Annotated in this window: 15 protein-coding genes; 7 read left to right on the top strand and 8 right to left on the bottom strand. The window is 74.3% G+C overall.

Annotation, left to right across the window (positions count from 1 at the left end):
- Positions 1–68 precede the first annotated feature (68 nt).
- Both ABT095_RS18495 and ABT095_RS18490 read left to right on the top strand, forming a co-directional pair.
- Complete coding sequence (locus tag ABT095_RS18495) at positions 69–845, top strand: ABC transporter ATP-binding protein (RefSeq protein WP_350530491.1); 777 nt, start codon at positions 69–71, stop codon at positions 843–845.
- Between the two features lie 232 nt (positions 846–1,077).
- On the top strand, positions 1,078–1,689 hold the full coding sequence (locus ABT095_RS18490) for a hypothetical protein (RefSeq protein WP_350530490.1): 612 nt from the start codon (positions 1,078–1,080) through the stop codon (positions 1,687–1,689).
- Positions 1,690–1,963: 274 nt separating this feature from the next.
- Here the strand turns inward: ABT095_RS18490 and ABT095_RS18485 are convergent, their stop codons facing one another.
- Positions 1,964–2,518: a hypothetical protein gene (locus tag ABT095_RS18485; RefSeq protein WP_350530489.1), complete on the bottom strand. Its 555-nt coding sequence runs from the start codon at positions 2,516–2,518 to the stop codon at positions 1,964–1,966.
- Position 2,519: 1 nt separating this feature from the next.
- Positions 2,520–2,876 (bottom strand): PadR family transcriptional regulator, encoded by a 357-nt coding sequence (locus ABT095_RS18480; protein WP_350530488.1) that lies wholly within the window; start codon positions 2,874–2,876, stop codon positions 2,520–2,522.
- A 152-nt stretch (positions 2,877–3,028) separates the two neighbouring features.
- On the opposite strand from ABT095_RS18480, the gene ABT095_RS18475 reads away from it, so the two are divergent.
- Entirely contained in the window at positions 3,029–3,505 is a 477-nt protein-coding gene (locus tag ABT095_RS18475) for a hypothetical protein (protein WP_350530487.1), read from the top strand.
- 7 nt (positions 3,506–3,512) lie between these two features.
- Here ABT095_RS18475 and ABT095_RS18470 read toward each other — a convergent pair whose 3' ends face one another.
- The 3 genes from ABT095_RS18470 to ABT095_RS18460 all read right to left on the bottom strand — a co-directional run bounded on the left by ABT095_RS18470 (position 3,513) and on the right by ABT095_RS18460 (position 8,713).
- Positions 3,513–4,994 carry a PucR family transcriptional regulator gene (locus ABT095_RS18470; protein WP_350530486.1) on the bottom strand — a complete coding sequence of 494 codons (1,482 nt, stop codon included), beginning with the start codon at positions 4,992–4,994 and terminating at the stop codon, positions 3,513–3,515.
- Positions 4,995–5,093: 99 nt separating this feature from the next.
- Positions 5,094–7,892 (bottom strand): molybdopterin-dependent oxidoreductase, encoded by a 2,799-nt coding sequence (locus tag ABT095_RS18465; protein ID WP_350530485.1) that lies wholly within the window; start codon positions 7,890–7,892, stop codon positions 5,094–5,096.
- Positions 7,889–8,713, bottom strand: coding sequence for an FAD binding domain-containing protein (locus ABT095_RS18460; protein WP_350530484.1), 825 nt, complete (start codon positions 8,711–8,713; stop codon positions 7,889–7,891). Before ABT095_RS18460 ends, ABT095_RS18465 begins: the two co-directional genes overlap by 4 nt.
- Before the next feature lie 236 nt (positions 8,714–8,949).
- On the opposite strand from ABT095_RS18460, the gene ABT095_RS18455 reads away from it, so the two are divergent.
- Both ABT095_RS18455 and ABT095_RS18450 read left to right on the top strand, forming a co-directional pair.
- Positions 8,950–10,023 carry a hypothetical protein gene (locus tag ABT095_RS18455; RefSeq protein ID WP_350530483.1) on the top strand — a complete coding sequence of 358 codons (1,074 nt, stop codon included), beginning with the start codon at positions 8,950–8,952 and terminating at the stop codon, positions 10,021–10,023.
- Positions 10,024–10,060: 37 nt separating this feature from the next.
- A complete protein-coding gene (locus ABT095_RS18450) occupies positions 10,061–11,584 on the top strand; it encodes an Ig-like domain-containing protein (RefSeq protein WP_350530482.1) in 1,524 nt (507 codons plus the stop codon).
- A gap of 54 nt (positions 11,585–11,638) precedes the next feature.
- On the opposite strand, the gene ABT095_RS18445 is transcribed toward ABT095_RS18450, so the two are convergent.
- The gene (locus ABT095_RS18445; RefSeq protein ID WP_350530481.1) at positions 11,639–12,616 is read right to left on the bottom strand and encodes a TIGR03571 family LLM class oxidoreductase; all 978 of its coding nucleotides are present in this window, start codon (positions 12,614–12,616) and stop codon (positions 11,639–11,641) included.
- Positions 12,617–12,768: 152 nt separating this feature from the next.
- Entirely contained in the window at positions 12,769–13,944 is a 1,176-nt protein-coding gene (locus ABT095_RS18440) for an MFS transporter (RefSeq protein ID WP_350530480.1), read from the bottom strand.
- Between the two features lie 173 nt (positions 13,945–14,117).
- Here ABT095_RS18440 and ABT095_RS18435 point away from each other — a divergent pair, with 173 nt between their 5' ends.
- Positions 14,118–14,573: a MarR family winged helix-turn-helix transcriptional regulator gene (locus ABT095_RS18435; protein WP_350530479.1), complete on the top strand. Its 456-nt coding sequence runs from the start codon at positions 14,118–14,120 to the stop codon at positions 14,571–14,573.
- 57 nt (positions 14,574–14,630) lie between these two features.
- Complete coding sequence (locus ABT095_RS18430; protein WP_350530478.1) at positions 14,631–15,032, top strand: hypothetical protein; 402 nt, start codon at positions 14,631–14,633, stop codon at positions 15,030–15,032.
- Here the strand turns inward: ABT095_RS18430 and ligD are convergent, their stop codons facing one another.
- Positions 15,033–16,046, bottom strand: coding sequence for a non-homologous end-joining DNA ligase (gene ligD / locus ABT095_RS18425; RefSeq protein WP_502884918.1), 1,014 nt, complete (start codon positions 16,044–16,046; stop codon positions 15,033–15,035).
- Between the last annotated feature and the right edge of the window lie 19 nt (positions 16,047–16,065).

The raw sequence follows: 16,065 nt of genomic DNA, 5'->3' as shown, positions 1-16,065 counted from the left end.
GTGGTCACGGCACTGATCGGCTCGCCGCTGTTCGTCTGGATCCTGCGCTCCACCCGCGCGGTGCGCACGTGAGCGGCCTCCAGCTCGCCGGGGTCGAGGTCGACCTCGACCGCACCCCGGTCGTGCACGGGGTGTCATGCTCCGTCGGCCCCGGCGGCTGGCTGGCCCTGATCGGCCCCAACGGCGCGGGCAAGTCGACCCTGCTGCGCGCCGTCGCCGGCCTGCTCCCGCACCGCGGCACGGTGCACGTCCACGGCACCGAAGTCACCCGGCTGCGCGCCCGCCAGCGCGCCCGGCTGATCGGCTACGTGCCGCAGCACCCCGTGCTCCCACCGGACATGACCGTCCAGGAGTACGTCCTGCTCGGCCGGACCCCGCACCTGGGCTACCTCGCCGCCCCCGGCTCGCAGGACCGGCACACCGTCGCCGCCACGCTCGACGCGCTCGACCTCGCGCACTACGCCGGCCGCCGGCTGGCCGCGCTCTCCGGCGGCGAACGCCAACGCGCCGCGCTGGCCCGGGCGCTGGCCCAGGAGCCCCGGCTGCTGCTGCTCGACGAACCCACCTCGGCGCTCGATCTCGGGCACCAGCAGCAAGTCCTCGACCTGGTCGACGAGCTGCGCCGCACCCGTGGGCTGACGGTGCTCACCACCCTGCACGACCTGACCACCGCCGCCCAGTACGCGGACCGCCTGGTGCTGCTGCACCAAGGGCGGGTCAAGGCGGGCGGACGGCCCGCCGAGGTGGTCACCCAGGAGCTGATCGCCCGGGTCTACGGCGCCCGCGTCTCGGTGACCACCGACCCCGACGGGCGTCCCGTCGTCACCCCGGTACGCGCGAGCTGACGACCCGTTCGCATTTCGGCCAATCTGGCAGTGGATCACTCCGGCTGGGCCCGGTGGGGCGGCGGAACGGCCCGCCGATCGGCGGGGTCCGGATCCGGACGAACGTACGGGTACACACTTCTGACGGCCTGTCATATTGTGCGGAAACCGTGCTACAAAAACGGCGATCATGTGACCGCGTGATCATTCTCGGTGGTCGCCAGCCGTAGCGACCGCGTTCCTAGGGAGACCCATGTCCACCATGAGTCCACTGCGCCGGATCACCCGCCTCGTCGGGCGCACCACCTCCGCCCTGGCGGCGGCCACTGCGCTGCTCTTCGCCGGCCTCACCGTCGCACCGGCCGGCTCGGCGCAGGCCGCCGGCCTCGACAACACCTGGGCCTGCAGCGTCCCGTCCGGCTACACCTACGACCAGGAGCAGCAGACCCGCCAGTGCAGCGGCGGCGCCAGCTGGACCTCCACCGTCTTCCACCTGCGCACTCCCGCCGACGGCGTGATGGCCTGCACCCCCGTCGACGGCTTCGTCTACGACTACGTCCAGATGGGCACCGCCTGCGCCGGCATCGCCCCGCAGGCCGCCAGCTACCGCCTGCGCAACGCCACCGACGGCATGACCGCCTGTACCGTCAAGCCCGGCTGGACCTACGACCTGGTCACGTTCTCCTCCGCCTGCAGCACCCAGTCCGGCGTCCCCGCCACCAGCTACCGCAACCGCATCCCCGCCAACGGCCTCTGGGCCTGCTGGGCCCCGGCCGGCTGGACCTACACCTCCACCACCACCAACTACGACTGCAGCACCTACTACCCGGGCTCCCCGGCGACCAAGTACCTGCTCGCCCACTGACCGGCGCACCGAGCCCCCGCACCCCGGTGGCCGGGGTGCGGGGGCTCTCGCGACCAGGGTCCGTCTTCAAACCCCCGTCGTCCGCCCGGAGGGCGGGCGGGGCGGCATTGGGGCGCGTGCATCGGCGGCGCCGACGAGGAAGTCCATGCGGAGCATCGGCGACTGAGGAGAAGCCGTCGAAGGGCCCCTCCTGCCCGATGGCGGGCAAGGAGGGCGCGTGCCCCGGCGTCGGCCCGCAGACGGGGGTTTGAAGACGGACCCCGGGCCAGCCGGGTCAGGCCGCCGCCGGCGTGGCCGGGCGCGGAGCGCGCCGGCGGGGCAGGGCGCGCCACAGGCGGCCGCAGGCGATCGTTCCGGCGGCCAGCAGGACGTAGGTCAGCGGCGTGTACGCCCCGCCGGCGTGGGTGGCCTGACCGTGGCGCAGGACGAACGTCAGCGGGCTCTGGAGCCAGGTGACGCCGCCCCAGGTGTAGCTGCCGTCAGCACCCGTGGCGGTGATGGCCTGCTCGTAGGCGTTGGCCGCCTCGCTCAGGAAGAAGTTGAGGACCAGCGGCGTGGTGAGCGCGAAGAGCGCGGCGGCCCACCACGAGTGCCGCGGGCCCTCGCCGAACTCGGCGTCCCGGTACCGCGCGGCCAGCTCCCGGGCACTGCCGAGGCGGCGCCGCGCCTCGGCGGCGCCGACCTCCGCCGCGGCCGTCAGCAGGTTGGCGCGGACCTCGCGCCGGTGGGCGATCCGGGTACGGCTCGGCAGGTCGTAGAGGCGCTGGTCGAGCGACCAGACGACCCACTCGAGGCGCAGCCGGTCGTACCAGGAGACGGTCTTCGGCATGTCAGGAGCCCTTCTGCGGTGCGGCGGACAGGGGGCGGGACAGGACGGCCTCGACTCCGGCGACGTGCCGGGCCCAGCCGTCGGCACCGGCGGCCAGGGCCTCGTGCCCGGCGTCGGTCAACCGGTAGTACTTACGCGCCGGACCACTGGAGGAGGCGACCAGCCGGGAGGCCAGCCGTCCCTCCCGTTCGAGCCGGGCCAGCGCGGGGTACACGGTGCCCTCCAGGACGTCGGCGAAGCCGGCCCCCTGGAGGCGCTGGACCACCTCGTACCCGTACGACTCCTGCTCCGCCAGCAGGTGCAGCAGGAGGAGCGAGAGGACGCCTTTGAGCAGTTGCGGGTCATGGCTGGAGGTCACGACTACCAGACTGTCCCCGGTACTCGGCAATGTCAAGTAGCTGCGCCGGCACCTGCCCCGACCAGGTGTTTACAGGAGCCGGGAACGGGGTCAACCTGAAGTGAAGGAGCGTACGCGAACGACTCACTCGTTCCATCCGAGGAGTGAGACTGTTGAAAACCACACTCACCCGCTTCCTCGCCGTCGCCTTCCTGGTCGCCGCCGGTACGGTCGGCACCGCGGCGGCCGCCCCGGCCCAGCACGACACCGAGACCTTCACCGGCACATTCACCGTCGAGGGCCCGGTGAGCTGCGGCGGCGGGCCGCTCTACGACCAGACGCAGAACGTCACCTTCACCGACGTGCTGGTGACCAACTCGGGCCAGACCCTGCACGACCGGGGGACCGTCGACGCCTCCTTCACCGGGACCCCGCTCGACGCCTCACTGCCCACGGTCAGCGGGACCTTCGAGGGCCGCAGCACCTTCCACTTCTCCCAGATCGGCGCGGCCGGCGAGACCGCCGTGGGGGTCACCACCGCGACCTACTCCGACGGCACCAAGGTGACCACCCACGAGACCATCCACTTCACCGTCCGGCACGACGGAATGACCGTCAGCAGCTTCGACCGCTGCGTGAGCTCACCCTGAGCGGGCGTCAGGACGCCTGCCCGCAGCGCAGCGCCGCCCAGAGGTCGAGCCGGTCCTCCAGCCTCAGGAGATTGCGGCCGGTCAGTTCCTCGATGCGCTTGATCCGGTAGTGCACCGTGTTGACGTGGATGTGGAGCGCCTCGGCCGTCCGGGACCAGGAGGCGCTGTGGTGCAGGAAGGCGTCGAGGGTGGCGAGCAGGGAGACCGGGTTGGCCCGGTCGTGCTCGATCAGCGGGGCGAGCAGGCGGTCGCGGAAGACGGTGGTGAGCTCGGCGGGGACGCCGCGGAGCAGCGCCGCCAGCGAGTTGATCTCCGCGCAGCGGCCGACCGCCCCGGGCGGCTGGCCGTGCAGGACGTAGCGGGCCTGGACCAGTGCCGCCCGCAGCTCGGCGGCCACCGGCGCGACGGTCGGCCCGAGGCCCAGCCGCAGCCGCCGCCCGCCGCCAAGCCGGGCCTCGAGCCGGGGCAGGACGGCGCGCAGGGCCGCCGCCACCGTCTCCTCCGGTGCCGCCACCAGGGCCACCGCCCCCTCCGGCCCGTCCGCGGTGGCCAGGAACGGCAGCTCGCCGAGCGCCTCGGCGAGGGCGGCCACCGCCCAGCCCTCCGGCGCGCCCGGGATCCGGGCGGCGGCCGCGGTGAGCGGCTCCCCCGTCGGCAGGCCCGCACGGGCCAGCTCCCGTTCGGCCTCCGCCGCCGCGCCCGCGCCCAGCAGGGTGACCAGCCGCGCGGCCGTCCCGCGCCGCGCGGTGGCCGCCGCGCGGGCCCGGACGGCGAGCGGGGCGAGGAGTTCGGCCAGGCCGTGCACCATGGCGACGGCGGCCGGGCCCGGCTCGGTGTGCGGGGTGAGGTGCCACCCCTCGAACGGCGAGTCACCCGCCGGCCCGACCTGCACGGGGGCGGCGGCCGTCGTGGCCGTCGCGGCCGCCTCGGCGGCGGAGGCCGCGAGCAGCCGCCCGGAGCCGGTGGTGAGCGAGCAGTCGGGCAGGCCGAGGTCGGCCACCGCCCGTTCGAGCAGCTCGCCCAGCGGGGCCTGGGCACCGATCAGCTGGGCCAGCGTGCGCCGCACGGCCGCCGGGAGCGCCGCCTGCCCCTCGGCGTCGGCCTGCAGACCACCCCAGAGCCGCAGGTAGACCCGGTCGGTGACGGCCCGGAAGCTGGTCCCGGACGGGACGGCGAGCAGCGGGACGCCGTGCCGGCGGCAGGCGTCCACCAGTTCCGGCGGCACGCTGCCGTGGGTGCCCTCGCCCGCGAGCAGCGCCGCGACCGAGGCGATCCGCAGCGCGTTGGCGAAGCGCAGCGCGGCCTGGCCGTCCTCGGGCCGCCACCAGACCAGGCCGCTGAGCACCAGTTCGCCGGGCTGCAGGTAGCGCGCCGGGTCCTGCAGGTCGGTGGAGGTCACACCGGTCACCTCGCGGTCGAGCAGGTGGGGCGCCGCCCAGCCGACCTCCAGGTGGAGGTCGTCCAGCTCCAGCAGGTCCGAGACGATCACGTTGTGCTCCTTGCCCTTCCGACACGCTGTGCTCCGCACGCGGCACCTTGTCGCGCATGCCATGGCTTGCGCCTGTCAGGCATCGTAAATGCAAGGCTCTCAACCCTGTTCCCCTCTTGTTTGATCACCCCAAGCGCCCTGGTGGCGCGGCCCGTCACTCCGGTGCTCCCCACAGTGGCGCCCGGCCCGCCGGTGCTGGTCGAGGGCCAGCCAGACCTGGTCGCGCAGGAACGGCGTCCCGGTGAAGCGGATCCCGGTGGCGTCCCGCAGCGCGTTGGCGAACGCCGGGGCGACGGGGTTGAACGGACTCTCGCTCATCGACTTGGCACCGAGCGGGCCGATCGCGTCCGAGGTCCGCATGAAGTGCACCTCGGTACGCGGCACGTCCGCGAAGGCCGGCAGCCGGTAGCGCCGGAAGGCCGCCGTGGTGACCTCCCCGCGCCCGTCCACCAGCACCCGCTCGAACAGCGTCGCGCCGAGCGCCTGCGCCACCCCGCCCTCCACCTGGCCCCGGCACTGCAGCGGGTTCATCACCTTGCCCGCGTCCGCGCCGTGCACGCTGCGCAGGATCCGGATCTCGCCGCTGTCCGGGTCCACCGCGATCCGGAACCACTGCGAGTTGAAGGCCACCGACCGGGGCGAACCGCCCCAGTGGCCGGCTCCGGCCAGCTCCACGCCCCGCGTGGCCGCCGCCTCGTGCAGCTCCTTGAGCGTGACCACCCGCCCGTCCGCCTCCACCGCCTCGGCGGTGAGCCGCAGGTGGCTGCGCGGCACCCGGGCGTACTCGGCGGCGAAGGAGAGCAGCTGCTCGGCCAGCGCATTGGCGGCCTTCATCACCGCCTTGCCCGCCACCACCGTGCCCGCCGAGCCGAACGCGCCGGTGTCGTGCCGCACCACGTCGGTGTCGGACTGCCAGACGGCGATCCGGTCGACCGTGGTGCCCAGCGCCCCGGCGGTGATCTGCTGGTGCACGGTGGTGGTGCCGTTGCCGAACTCGGCGGTGCCCACCGCGATGTCGTACGTGCCGTCCGCCAGCAGCGAGACCGTCGCATCGGCGTAGTGGCCGCCGGGCGGGCCGGTGGCGATCATCGACATCGCGAAGCCCTGCCCCACCAGCCAGCCCGCCGGGGCGAGTTCGGCGCTGCGGTCCTCGGCGAGCGCGTCGCGGACCACCTGCAGGCACTGGTCGAGCCCGTAGGAGGCGATGTGCAGATCCTCCTCCTCGCCGCCGGGGCTGAGCATGTGCTCCCCGGGCCCGATCACGTTCTTCTCCCGGAACTCCAGCGGGTCGACACCGAGTTGCCGGGCCAGCTCGTCCATCGCCTGCTCCACCGCGAAGGTCACCTGGCCGAGCCCGTAGCCCCGGAAGGCGCCCGCCGGTACGCAGTTGGTGTAGACGGAGTACGCCTCCACCTTCTTGTTCGGCACCCGGTAGACGCCCATCGACTCGCCGACGCTGTGGAACATCACGGCGGGCCCGTGGTTGCCGTACGCGCCGGTGTTGGCCACCACCCGGAACTGCAGCGCCGTGAGCGTGCCGTCCCGCCGGGCGCCCGCCTTGACCGTGACGGTGAACGGGTGCCGGGTGGTGGCGCCGTAGAACTGCTCGGCCCGGGTGAACTCCAGCTTCACCGGCCGCCGCAGGCGCAGCGCGGCCAGCACCGCGATGTCCTCGACCAGCATCTCCTGCTTGCCGCCGAACCCGCCGCCGACCCGGCCGGCCACCACCCGCACCTGCTCCTTCGGCAGGTCGTACAGCGCGCACAGGGCCCGCCGGGTGAGGAAGGGCACCTGGGTGGAGGAGCGGACCACCATCCGGCCCTCCTCCTCGAAGTACACCAGGCAGCCGTGGGTCTCCAGACTGGCGTGCTGGACCCGCTGGGTGCGGAAGGTCTCCTCGTACACCGAATCGGCCTCGGCGAAGCCCTGTTCGACGCTGCCGAGCTCCCCGTGCACCTCGCCGCAGACGTTCCGCCCGGCCCGCGCGATCCGCGCCTCGGGACCCTTGGGGTGGAGCACCGGCGCGCCGGGGGCCATCGCCTCCTCCGGGTCGAGCACGTGCGGGAGTTGCTCGTACTCGACCACGATCCGGCGGCAGCCCTCCTCGGCGGCCGCCTCGCTGTCAGCGACGACTGCGGCCACGCGCTGGCCGACGAAGCGGACCACGTCGTCCAGCACGCGGGTGTCGTCCGGGTCCTCGGTGGGGTGCTCGTGACGGGCGGAGGAGTAGAGCCGCTCGGGGGCGTCGTGGTGGGTGAGCACCAGGTGGACCCCGGGGAGGCGCTCGGCGGCGGAGGTGTCGATCGAGACGATCCGGGCGTGCGGGTGCGGGGAGCGCAGCAGTTTGAGGTGCAGCAGGCCGTCCACCTCGAGGTCGAAGGTGTACCGGGCGGTGCCGGTGACCACCTGCGGGCCGGCCGGTGCGCCGAGGCTGCGGCCGACGGCCTGGCCGGCCGCGGGCTCCTCGGTGTGCCGCACTCCCCGGACGGCGTCCTCGATCGCCCGGTACCCGGTGCAGCGGCACAGGTTTCCCTTCAAGGCCCGGGGCAGGTCGGCGAGGTGCTCGGGGGTGAAGGCGGAGCTGGTCATCAGCATGCCCGCCGTGCAGAAGCCGCACTGGAAGCCCTGCGCGTCGAGGAACTGCTGCTGCACGGGGTGGAGTTCACCGTCCTTGGCGAGCCCCTCGACCGTGGTCACCGACCGGCCCTCGGCCCGGCGCGCCGGGTAGAGGCAGCTGTGCACCGGCTCGCCGTCGACCTGCACGGTGCAGGCGCCGCAGTCCCCCGCGTCGCAGCCCTTCTTCACGCCGAACCAGCCGCGCTCGCGCAGATAGGTGCGCAGGCACTGCCCGGCCCTCGGCTCGGTGTCGAACTCCTCGCCGTTCACCGTGATGCTCATCGCCCGGCCTCCTCGACCAGTTCGCGGCGGATCTCCTCGGCGAGGCGGAAGGTCATGTGCCGCCGCCAGGCGGGGAGTCCGTGGATGTCGTCGAAGTACTCCTGCGGCCGGATGCCGTACTCGAGCGCCTCGCGCAGCGCCTCGGCGTTCGGCGGCACCGCGAAACGCAGTTGCACCGGCCGGACGGTCGAGGCCGTGACGGTGAGGGCGAACTCGCCGTCGATCGGGTCGCGGGCGCCGATCAGCAGTGCGCCGGAGCGGCCGAGGCCGTAGAGCGAGGCCTGCCGGAAGGCGGTGCGGCTCTCCAGTGCCCGGGCCGGCAGGGTGACCGCGCGCAGCAACTCACCGGGCCGCAGGTCCTTGACCCCGGCGCCGGTCACGAACTCCCTGACCGGCACCCGGCGGACTTCACCGCTCTGGGCGAGCAGGGTGCAGACGCCGTCCAGCGCGGCGGTCAGCGAGATCATCGGCCCGGCCGGCAGGCCGTTGCAGAGGTTGCCGCCGACGGTGGCCAGGTGCCAGATCTTCCAGGAGGCCAGGAAGGCCCGGCAGCACTGCTCGAACAGCGGCGCCGCCTGCCAACCCGCCTGCCGGCCGTGGCGGGAGAGCTGGGCGATGGTGCAGGTCGCCGCGATCTCCAGATCACCGGCCGGCGTCTGCCGCACCGGCTCCCAGCCCATCCGGCTCAGGTCGATCAGCCGCCGCAGTTGCGGCTGGGGCTCGGAGAACAGGTACGTGCCGCCGCCGAGCCAGGCGTCCCCCGGCCGCCAGGTGCCGCGCTGCCGCGCGTCGCACAGCTCCACCACCGTGTTCAGGTCCACGTGCCACCACCTACCGTCCTCGACAGATCGACATGGCGATTGAAGCAACGCCCGACCGGCCACTACGAGTGGTCGCCCGCACCAGCTGGCCGGGCCCGGGGTTGGATGATCAACCAGCCTGTACGACCACCCAACCGGGCCGCCGGAGCGCCGTGCGGATCGCCAATGGCCTACCGACGGGTCCCCCGAGAGGCTGTCCAGCGCCCTCACCTCCCGCTCGGAAAGGCCCAACCCTCATGTCCCTCCGTACAGTTCGACTCGCCACAGCGGCCAAGGCGCTCGCCCTCGGGCTGGTGCTCGTGCTCCCGGGCAGTGCCTACGCCAACTCCGTCGCCGTGACGGTGAAGACCCCCGGCGCCACCGCCGGGCCCGCCTCGACCTTCGCCGAGATCTCCACCCACGCGGACTGCGCGAGCGGGCTGGTCTCCGGCGGCGGCATCAACCAGGCCATCGGCACCGGGACTTCGTCCAACGGCAACCACGTCAACGGCACCGAGCCCAGCTCCGACGGCTCCACCGAGTACCTCGGCTCCACCGGCGTGGTGGGCACCGACGTCACGCACTGGCTGGCCGTCGGCGGCAGCGGCGGCGCGGTCAACGCCTCCTTCTCCACCACCCCGTACGCCGTCTGCCTCACCAGCAGCCTGATCACCCACACCCAGGTGGTGATGAACAAGGCGGCCGGACCGAGTGCGGCCTCCACCCCCCTGGTCGTGGTGGCCACCTGCCCGTCCGGCACCCGGCTGCTCGGCGGCGGGGCCCGGACCACCCCGGCCGACGTGGGCAGCCTGAAGCCGATCGCGAGCTACCCGACCTTCGCCGACGCCGCCCACGACTACGGCCTGAAGGCCGCCGCCGACGGCGCGACCGACCCGGACTCCTGGGCGGCCGTGGGCTGGAACGGCGGCGGTGGCGGCACCTCCAACGAGACCTACGCGTACGCGATCTGCAGCGGCTCCGGCATCAACGTCAGCGGCGCGACCGTGACGGTGCGGCGCAGCGAGGCGAGCGGTCCGAACGCGGCCACCACCGGACAGACGGTGACGGTCGGCTGCGGCGGCGGCGACGGCAAGCTGGTCAGCGGCGGCGCGGCGATCAGCGCGGGCAACCTGACCGGAACCGACTTCACCGGCCCGGGCTCGGGCGGTGACCACCTGAACGGCAGCTACCCGAGCGACTCCGGCGGCAGCCCGGTCTCCGACGGCGCCACCACCTCCTCCTACTGGACGGCGTACACCCACACGGGCGGCGCCGGCTCCTCGGCCAACTACTCGGACGCCTGGGCGCTCTGCGCCAACGACGGCGTCTGATCCCCGGAAAGCCCCTCCCCCGAAAGCAGCAACTCCCATGCACCGTCTGACCCGTACCCTCGCCCTGGCCGGCACCACCGGCCTGCTCACCGCCGCGCTGGTGCCCGCCTCGGCCTCGGCCTCGGCCGACTCGCCCTGCGGCAACGGCGTTCCCTCCACCACCAGTTGCAGCTACACCGCGCCCGGCACGGACACCTTCACCGTCCCGGCCGGGGTGAGCTCCGTCAGCGTCGACCTGTTCGGGGCCGAGGGCGGCAGCGCCGCCGGGTACGTCGCGCCCAACCCGCCGAACGACGGCGCCCCCGGCGGGCTCGGCGGCGAGACCCGGGCGACGCTGGCCGTCACCCCCGGCCAGGTGCTGCAGCTGACCCTGGGGGCGGCCGGGGTGCCCGGCAGCTCGCGGCACGGGGAGTTCGCCCGGCCCGGCGGCTTCGGGCACGGCTCCGGCGGCGGCGGGGCGCACGGGGGCGGCGGCTCGGGCGGCGGGGCCTCCGACCTGCGAGTGGGGGCCTTCGGGGCGGCCGACCGGGTGCTGGTGGCCGGTGGCGGCGGGGGCGCCGGCAACGGCGGACCGCTGCTGCGCGGCGGCGACGGGGGCGGCGCGGCGGCCCAGCCGGGCGGTCAGGGCGGCGGGCCGGACGGCTCCGGCGTGGCCGGTGGCGGCGGCAGCGGGAGCGCTCCCGGCACCGGCAGCCCCAACTCCGCCCTCGGCGGCCCCGGCACTCCCGGCGGCGACTACGACATGTGGACCGGCGCCTACAACCCGGGCAGCGGCGGCTCCGGCGGCAACGGCGCCCGGGGCGGCAACGGCGGAGGCGGGGGCGGCGGCGGCTGGTACGGCGGCGGTGGCGGCTCGGGCGGCGGCAACCCGGGCAACCTGTACGGCGCGGGCGGCGGCGGTGGCAGCAGCTGGGCCGCGCCCACGGCCACCGGAGCGGCGCTGCTCCAGGGCGTCAACCACGGCAACGGGCGGGCGGTGGTCTCCTTCCGCTACGACACCACCGTCACACTGACCGCCGACACCGCCACCCCGCTGTTCGGGCACCCGGTCACCCTCACCGCCACCGTGACCAGCCCCGGCGGCGCACCCAGCGGCACGGCGACCTTCTCCGACGGCGCCACCGTCCCGCTCACGGACGGCCGGGCGGTCTGGACCTCGCCCGTGCTCCAGCCCGGCGCCCACCCGTTCACCGCCGGCTACGGCGGCGATCCGGCCTTCGCGCCGAGCAGCGCCGCCGCCTCCGTCACCGTCGGCTTCAGCACTCCGTGCCTGACCGGCGCCCACCACGGCCCGCTGGTCGTCGAGGCCGGCCAAGCCCTCTGCGTCACCGGACTGCAGAACGGCCCGGTCGCCGTCCGCCCGGGCGGCGCACTCGCCCTGCTCGGCGCCCAGCTGCACGGCCCGCTCGCGGCCGACGGCGCCCTGGCCGTGAGCGTCTGCGGCTCCGCCCTGCACGGCCCGGTCACCGTCGACGCCACCACCGGCCCGGTCCTGCTCGGCCCGGGCACCGACGGCTGTGCGGCCGACGAGTTCCACGGCCCGGTCACCGTCAACGGCTGAGCTCGGCGACGCCGTTGCCGCTCGACGGGGGCGGCAACGGCGGTCGGCTGTGACTCAGTCGTGGAAGTGCGGGAGCACCTCTTCGGCGACTTCGTGCAGCATCTCCTCGACCGGGCGGTCGTTGGTGCGGAAGTTGAGGAAGACGTGGGCGACGCCGAGCCCGGCCATCGCGCCCAGGTGCTCGACCAGGGTGTTGCGCCCGGCGCTGATGCCGAGCCGGATCGGGGTGACCGGGGCGTCCGGGTCCTCCTGGAGGGCCAGCATCAGCGGGGTGAGGTACGGCTTGTCTCCCGCGACCTCGCGCCACTGGCGCGTCTTCAGGCCCAACGCGCCCAGATCGCGCGGGTAGTTGAGCGAGGCGTCGACGTTCTCGGCGATCCACTCGGTGGACTGCTGGGCGGCCCCCGCGACGGCCAGCGGGATGCCCGCCGGGCGCACCGGCTTCGGCAGCACCTCGAGCAGCCTGTCCCGCTCCAGACCGGCGGCCGGGAGCTCCAGCGGCCCGCGCTGCCAGGCGGCGCGCAGCGTCGCGACGCCCTCCCGGAAGGCCTCCCCGCGCTTCGCGTGGTCGCGGCCGAACAGCGGGTACTCCACCGCCCGGTCGCCGCTGGCCAGGCCGAGCAGCATCCGGCCGCCGGACAGCGCGTCCACGGTGGCCGCTGCCTTGGCGACAAGCAGCGGCTCACGCAGCGGCAGCACCACGGCGGCGGTGGCGAGCACGGCCTGCTCGGTGGTGGCGGCCAGGTGGCCGAGGTGGGTGAAGATCTCGAAGACCGTCCCGGCGTCGCCGAACTGCAGCGGGTCGAACAGCGGGACGTCGCGCAGCCAGAGGGCCTTGAAGCCGAGCCGGTCGGCGAGTTGGGCGCGCTTGACGTGCTCGGCCAGGTCCGGGATGCCGGACGGGCGGCCCTGCTCCTGGAGGCGGCGGCGGGTCCCCTCGCCCAGGTCGTTGTCGAGCGGCATCTCGATGCCGAGGGTGAGGCGGCCCGCCGCAGGTGCGAGGCGGGCTAATGCGGGGTGCTGAACTGCCATGGCGAGTCCTCCTCGGAGACGGCGGGTCGTGCCGGGAAGTCGGCGGACCTCCCGGCACAGCTCGGTTCGACGGTACGTAACTTCGGCTTCCGCCATGTCAGCTGGCGGCCGACCTGACGGTGTATCAGCCGAACTGGTCCGGGTGCGGACGGTCAGCCCGCCAGTGCGGCCAGGGCGGCGGCCGGCGCGCGGCGCTCCAGCGCGGCGGACCACAGGGCGAGGACGAGCGCGGCGGCGGCGAGCAGCGCGCCCACCCAGCTGGGGGCGGTCCAGCCGAGGCCGGCCGTGATGACCGTGCCGCCGAGCCAGGCGGCCAGCGCGTTGCCGAGGTTGAACGCCCCGATGTTGACGGCGGAGGCCAGTGTGGGGGCGCCGTGCGCCTGGTCGAGCACCCGCTTCTGCAGCGGCGGCACGGTGGCGAAGCCGAGCCCGCCCACCAGCAGGACGGTGACGGCGGCCAGGACCTTGCTGTGCGCGGTGACGGTGAACAGTCCGAGCACCAGGGCGAGGCCGCCGAGCGAGACGTACAGCATCGGCATCAGCCTGCGGTCGGCGTACCGGCCGCCGAGCAGGTTGCCCAGGAACATGCCGGTGCCGAACAGCACCAGCAGCCAGGTGACGGCCCCCTCGGAGTACCTGGCGACCTGGGTCATCATCGGGGCGATGTAGGTGATCGCGGCGAACACGCCGCCGAAGCCGAGCACGGTCATCGCCATCGCCAGCAGCACCTGCGGGTTGCGGAAGGCGGTCAGCTCGCGGCGCAGGTGGGCACCCTGCTGGCGCGGCAGCTCGGGCACCAGCCTGGCGATGCCGAGCAGGCCGACCACGCCGAGCGCGGCCACGGCGGCGAAGGTGGCCCGCCAGCCCACGGCCTGCCCGATGAAGGTGCCCAGCGGGACGCCGACGATGTTGGCCACCGTCAGTCCGGTGAACATGGTGGCGATCGCCCCGGCCTTCCGGTCCGGGGCCACCAGCTCGGCGGCGACCACCGACCCGATGCCGAAGAACGCGCCGTGCGCCAGCGAGGCGACGATCCGCCCGGCCACCATCAGGCCGAAGCTCGGCGCCACCGCGGAGAGCAGGTTGCCGACGGTGAACAGGCCCATCAGGAGCATCAGCATGGTCTTGCGGCTGATCCGGGTGCCGAGCACCGTCATCAGCGGGGCGCCGACCACGACGCCGATCGCGTAGCCGGTGACCAGCAGACCGGCGGTGGGGATCGACACGCCGTAGTCACCGGCGATCTGCGGCAGCAGGCCCATGACCACGAACTCGGTGGTACCGATGCCGAAGGCCCCGATGGCCAGAGCGAGGAGCGCGAGAGGCATGAGACTGCCCTCCGTACGTTTGCTTGTGCGCCTTACGAGCTCCGACAATAGTTGCAGACGCGCGATAATTGCAAACGCTGGCAATCAGCTGATGCTCAATGCCGCCTCTGGCCGGTAGCCCGTCCGGCGCCGTATCCTGGGGAGCGCCACGAACCGGAAGGAGAACCGGACCCATGACCGCGACCGACCCGGCCCTGACCGCCCTCGCCAACGGCTGGGCCGCGCTCTCGCTGCTGCACGGCCGGATCGAGGCGCGGGTCGAACGCGCCCTGCAGGCCGGGCACGACCTGAGCGTGCGGGAGTACTCGCTGCTCGACGTGCTCAGCCGCCAGCACGACGGGGAGGGCGGCCACCTGCAGATGAAGCAGGTCGCCGACGCCGTGGTGCTCAGCCAGAGCGCCACCACCCGGCTGGTCACCCGGCTGGAGGACCGCGGCCTGCTGGCCCGCTACCTCTGCCCCACCGACCGGCGTGGCATCTACACCAACGTCACCGAGACCGGCCTGCAGCTCCTGGAGGAGGCCCGGCCGACCAACGACGCCGCCCTGCAGGAGGCCCTCGCCGAGGCCGCCCGGCACCCGGAGCTCGCCCCGCTGGTGCGGGCCGTGGCGGCCGTGGACGGCGGCTGACCAGGTGTGGCGCCGACCCGCGCGGGTAGGCGCCGTACCTGACACCTGGGGGCCGCCATGGCCGTTCGACGCAGACCCGGCATCCGCCGCAGCCCGCACCCCGCGGGCGAGCGCCACGACTACCCGCACACGCCGCAGGGGCCCGGCCTGACCACGCCGCAGCTGCGGCCGCAGGGGCCACTCCGCCGCGGCACCGAGCCGGTCACCGCCCGCTCGGACCTCGAGCTGCGCCGCCTGCTGTCGTGGATCCTCCCGACGCTCTTCCTCGGCGGGGCCGCCGGCCTCCTGGTCCTGGCCGCCCGGGCCGGCAACGGCCCCGAGCCGAACCGGGACACCTACCTCGTGCTCGCCTCGGTCTGCGTGGGCTTCACCGCCCTCGCCTGGTTCGACCTCCTGGTGGTCCGCCGCCGCCTCGCCGCCGGCCAGGGCCGCCGCAGGCCGGGCCGCAAGCCGCGCTGATCACTGCCCGCCCTTCTCCCGGACCACCTCGGCGGGCCGCTTGTCCTCCCGCAGGCCCAGGAAGCGCGGGTGGCGCAGCCGACCGGCGGCGGTCCACTCGGTGAAGCCGATCTGGGCCACCAGCTCGGGGCGGACCCAGTGCACCGCCCGCTCCCGGACCTCCTCGGCGAACGGCGAGCGGGCCTGTTCGAGCTCGTCCAGCCGCCCGCGCAGGCGGCGTAGCAGCGCCGCGTCGTAGCCGGTGCCGACCTTGCCGGCGTACCGCAGCCGCTCCCCCTCGAAGTGGCCGACCAGCAGCGCCCCGAAGCCGATCCGGCTGCCGGCCGGCTCGGTGAACCCGCCGATCACCAGCTCCTGGCCGGCCGCGCACTTGAGCTTGAGCCAGTCCCCGGACCGCCTGCGCTGGTAGCGCGCGTCGGCCCGCTTGGCGATCAGCCCCTCCCAGCCGCGCCCGCAGGCCTCGGCCAGCAGCGCCTCGCCGTCGCCGCCCACCCGGTGCTGGGTGTAGACCAGCGGGGCGCCGAACTCGAGCGCCGCCCGCAGCAGCGCCTTGCGGGTGCGCAGCGCCAGCGCGGTGGTGTCGCGCCCCTCCAGGCGCAGCAGGTCGAACAGGTGGTAGCGCACCGCGACGCCGGTGGCGCGGATCCGCTCGGGCCTGGTCAGCTGCATGCGCTGCTGGAGCAGCTCGAAACCGCCCCCGACGGCGGTGATCTCGCCGTCCACGGCGAAGTCCGGGCAGCTCTGGGCCGCGAGGGCAGCCACCACTTCGGGGTAGGTGTCGTTCAGCCGCCGCCCGCTGCGCGACAGCAGCCGCACCTGCGCCCCCTCCCGGACGGCCAGCGCCCGCACCCCGTCCAGCTTCCGCTCGAACAACCAGCCCTCGCCGAAGCTGCGCCGGTCGGAGAGCGTCGCGAGCATCGGCTGCTCCTCGTCCTCCGCCCGTACCGGCCGGAGCCTGCCGAGCTCCGCCTCGGTCAGCCGGTCGAACGGCTTCACGGCAGGGGTCCCGGGCATCGCCTCGCCTCCTCACCCG

It is taken from the genome of Kitasatospora sp. NPDC002227 (assembly GCF_040296285.1).
Lineage (GTDB): Bacteria > Actinomycetota > Actinomycetes > Streptomycetales > Streptomycetaceae > Kitasatospora.
Note: the sequence above shows the minus strand (reverse complement) of the source record. Positions and strands in the feature narration are given on the sequence as shown.

Bases quoted from the DNA above. Each gene is read 5' to 3' on its own strand.
- ABT095_RS18455 (WP_350530483.1), top strand. From the start codon at position 8,950: ATGTCCCTCCGTACAGTTCGACTCGCCACAGCGGCCAAGGCGCTCGCC.
- ABT095_RS18490 (WP_350530490.1), top strand. From the start codon at position 1,078: ATGTCCACCATGAGTCCACTGCGCCGGATCACCCGCCTCGTCGGGCGC.
- ABT095_RS18445 (WP_350530481.1), bottom strand. From the start codon at position 12,616: ATGGCAGTTCAGCACCCCGCATTAGCCCGCCTCGCACCTGCGGCGGGC.
- ABT095_RS18430 (WP_350530478.1), top strand. From the start codon at position 14,631: ATGGCCGTTCGACGCAGACCCGGCATCCGCCGCAGCCCGCACCCCGCG.
- ABT095_RS18435 (WP_350530479.1), top strand. From the start codon at position 14,118: ATGACCGCGACCGACCCGGCCCTGACCGCCCTCGCCAACGGCTGGGCC.
- ABT095_RS18450 (WP_350530482.1), top strand. From the start codon at position 10,061: ATGCACCGTCTGACCCGTACCCTCGCCCTGGCCGGCACCACCGGCCTG.
- ABT095_RS18485 (WP_350530489.1), bottom strand. From the start codon at position 2,518: ATGCCGAAGACCGTCTCCTGGTACGACCGGCTGCGCCTCGAGTGGGTC.
- ABT095_RS18440 (WP_350530480.1), bottom strand. From the start codon at position 13,944: ATGCCTCTCGCGCTCCTCGCTCTGGCCATCGGGGCCTTCGGCATCGGT.
- ABT095_RS18465 (WP_350530485.1), bottom strand. From the start codon at position 7,892: ATGAGCATCACGGTGAACGGCGAGGAGTTCGACACCGAGCCGAGGGCC.
- ligD (WP_502884918.1), bottom strand. From the start codon at position 16,046: ATGCCCGGGACCCCTGCCGTGAAGCCGTTCGACCGGCTGACCGAGGCG.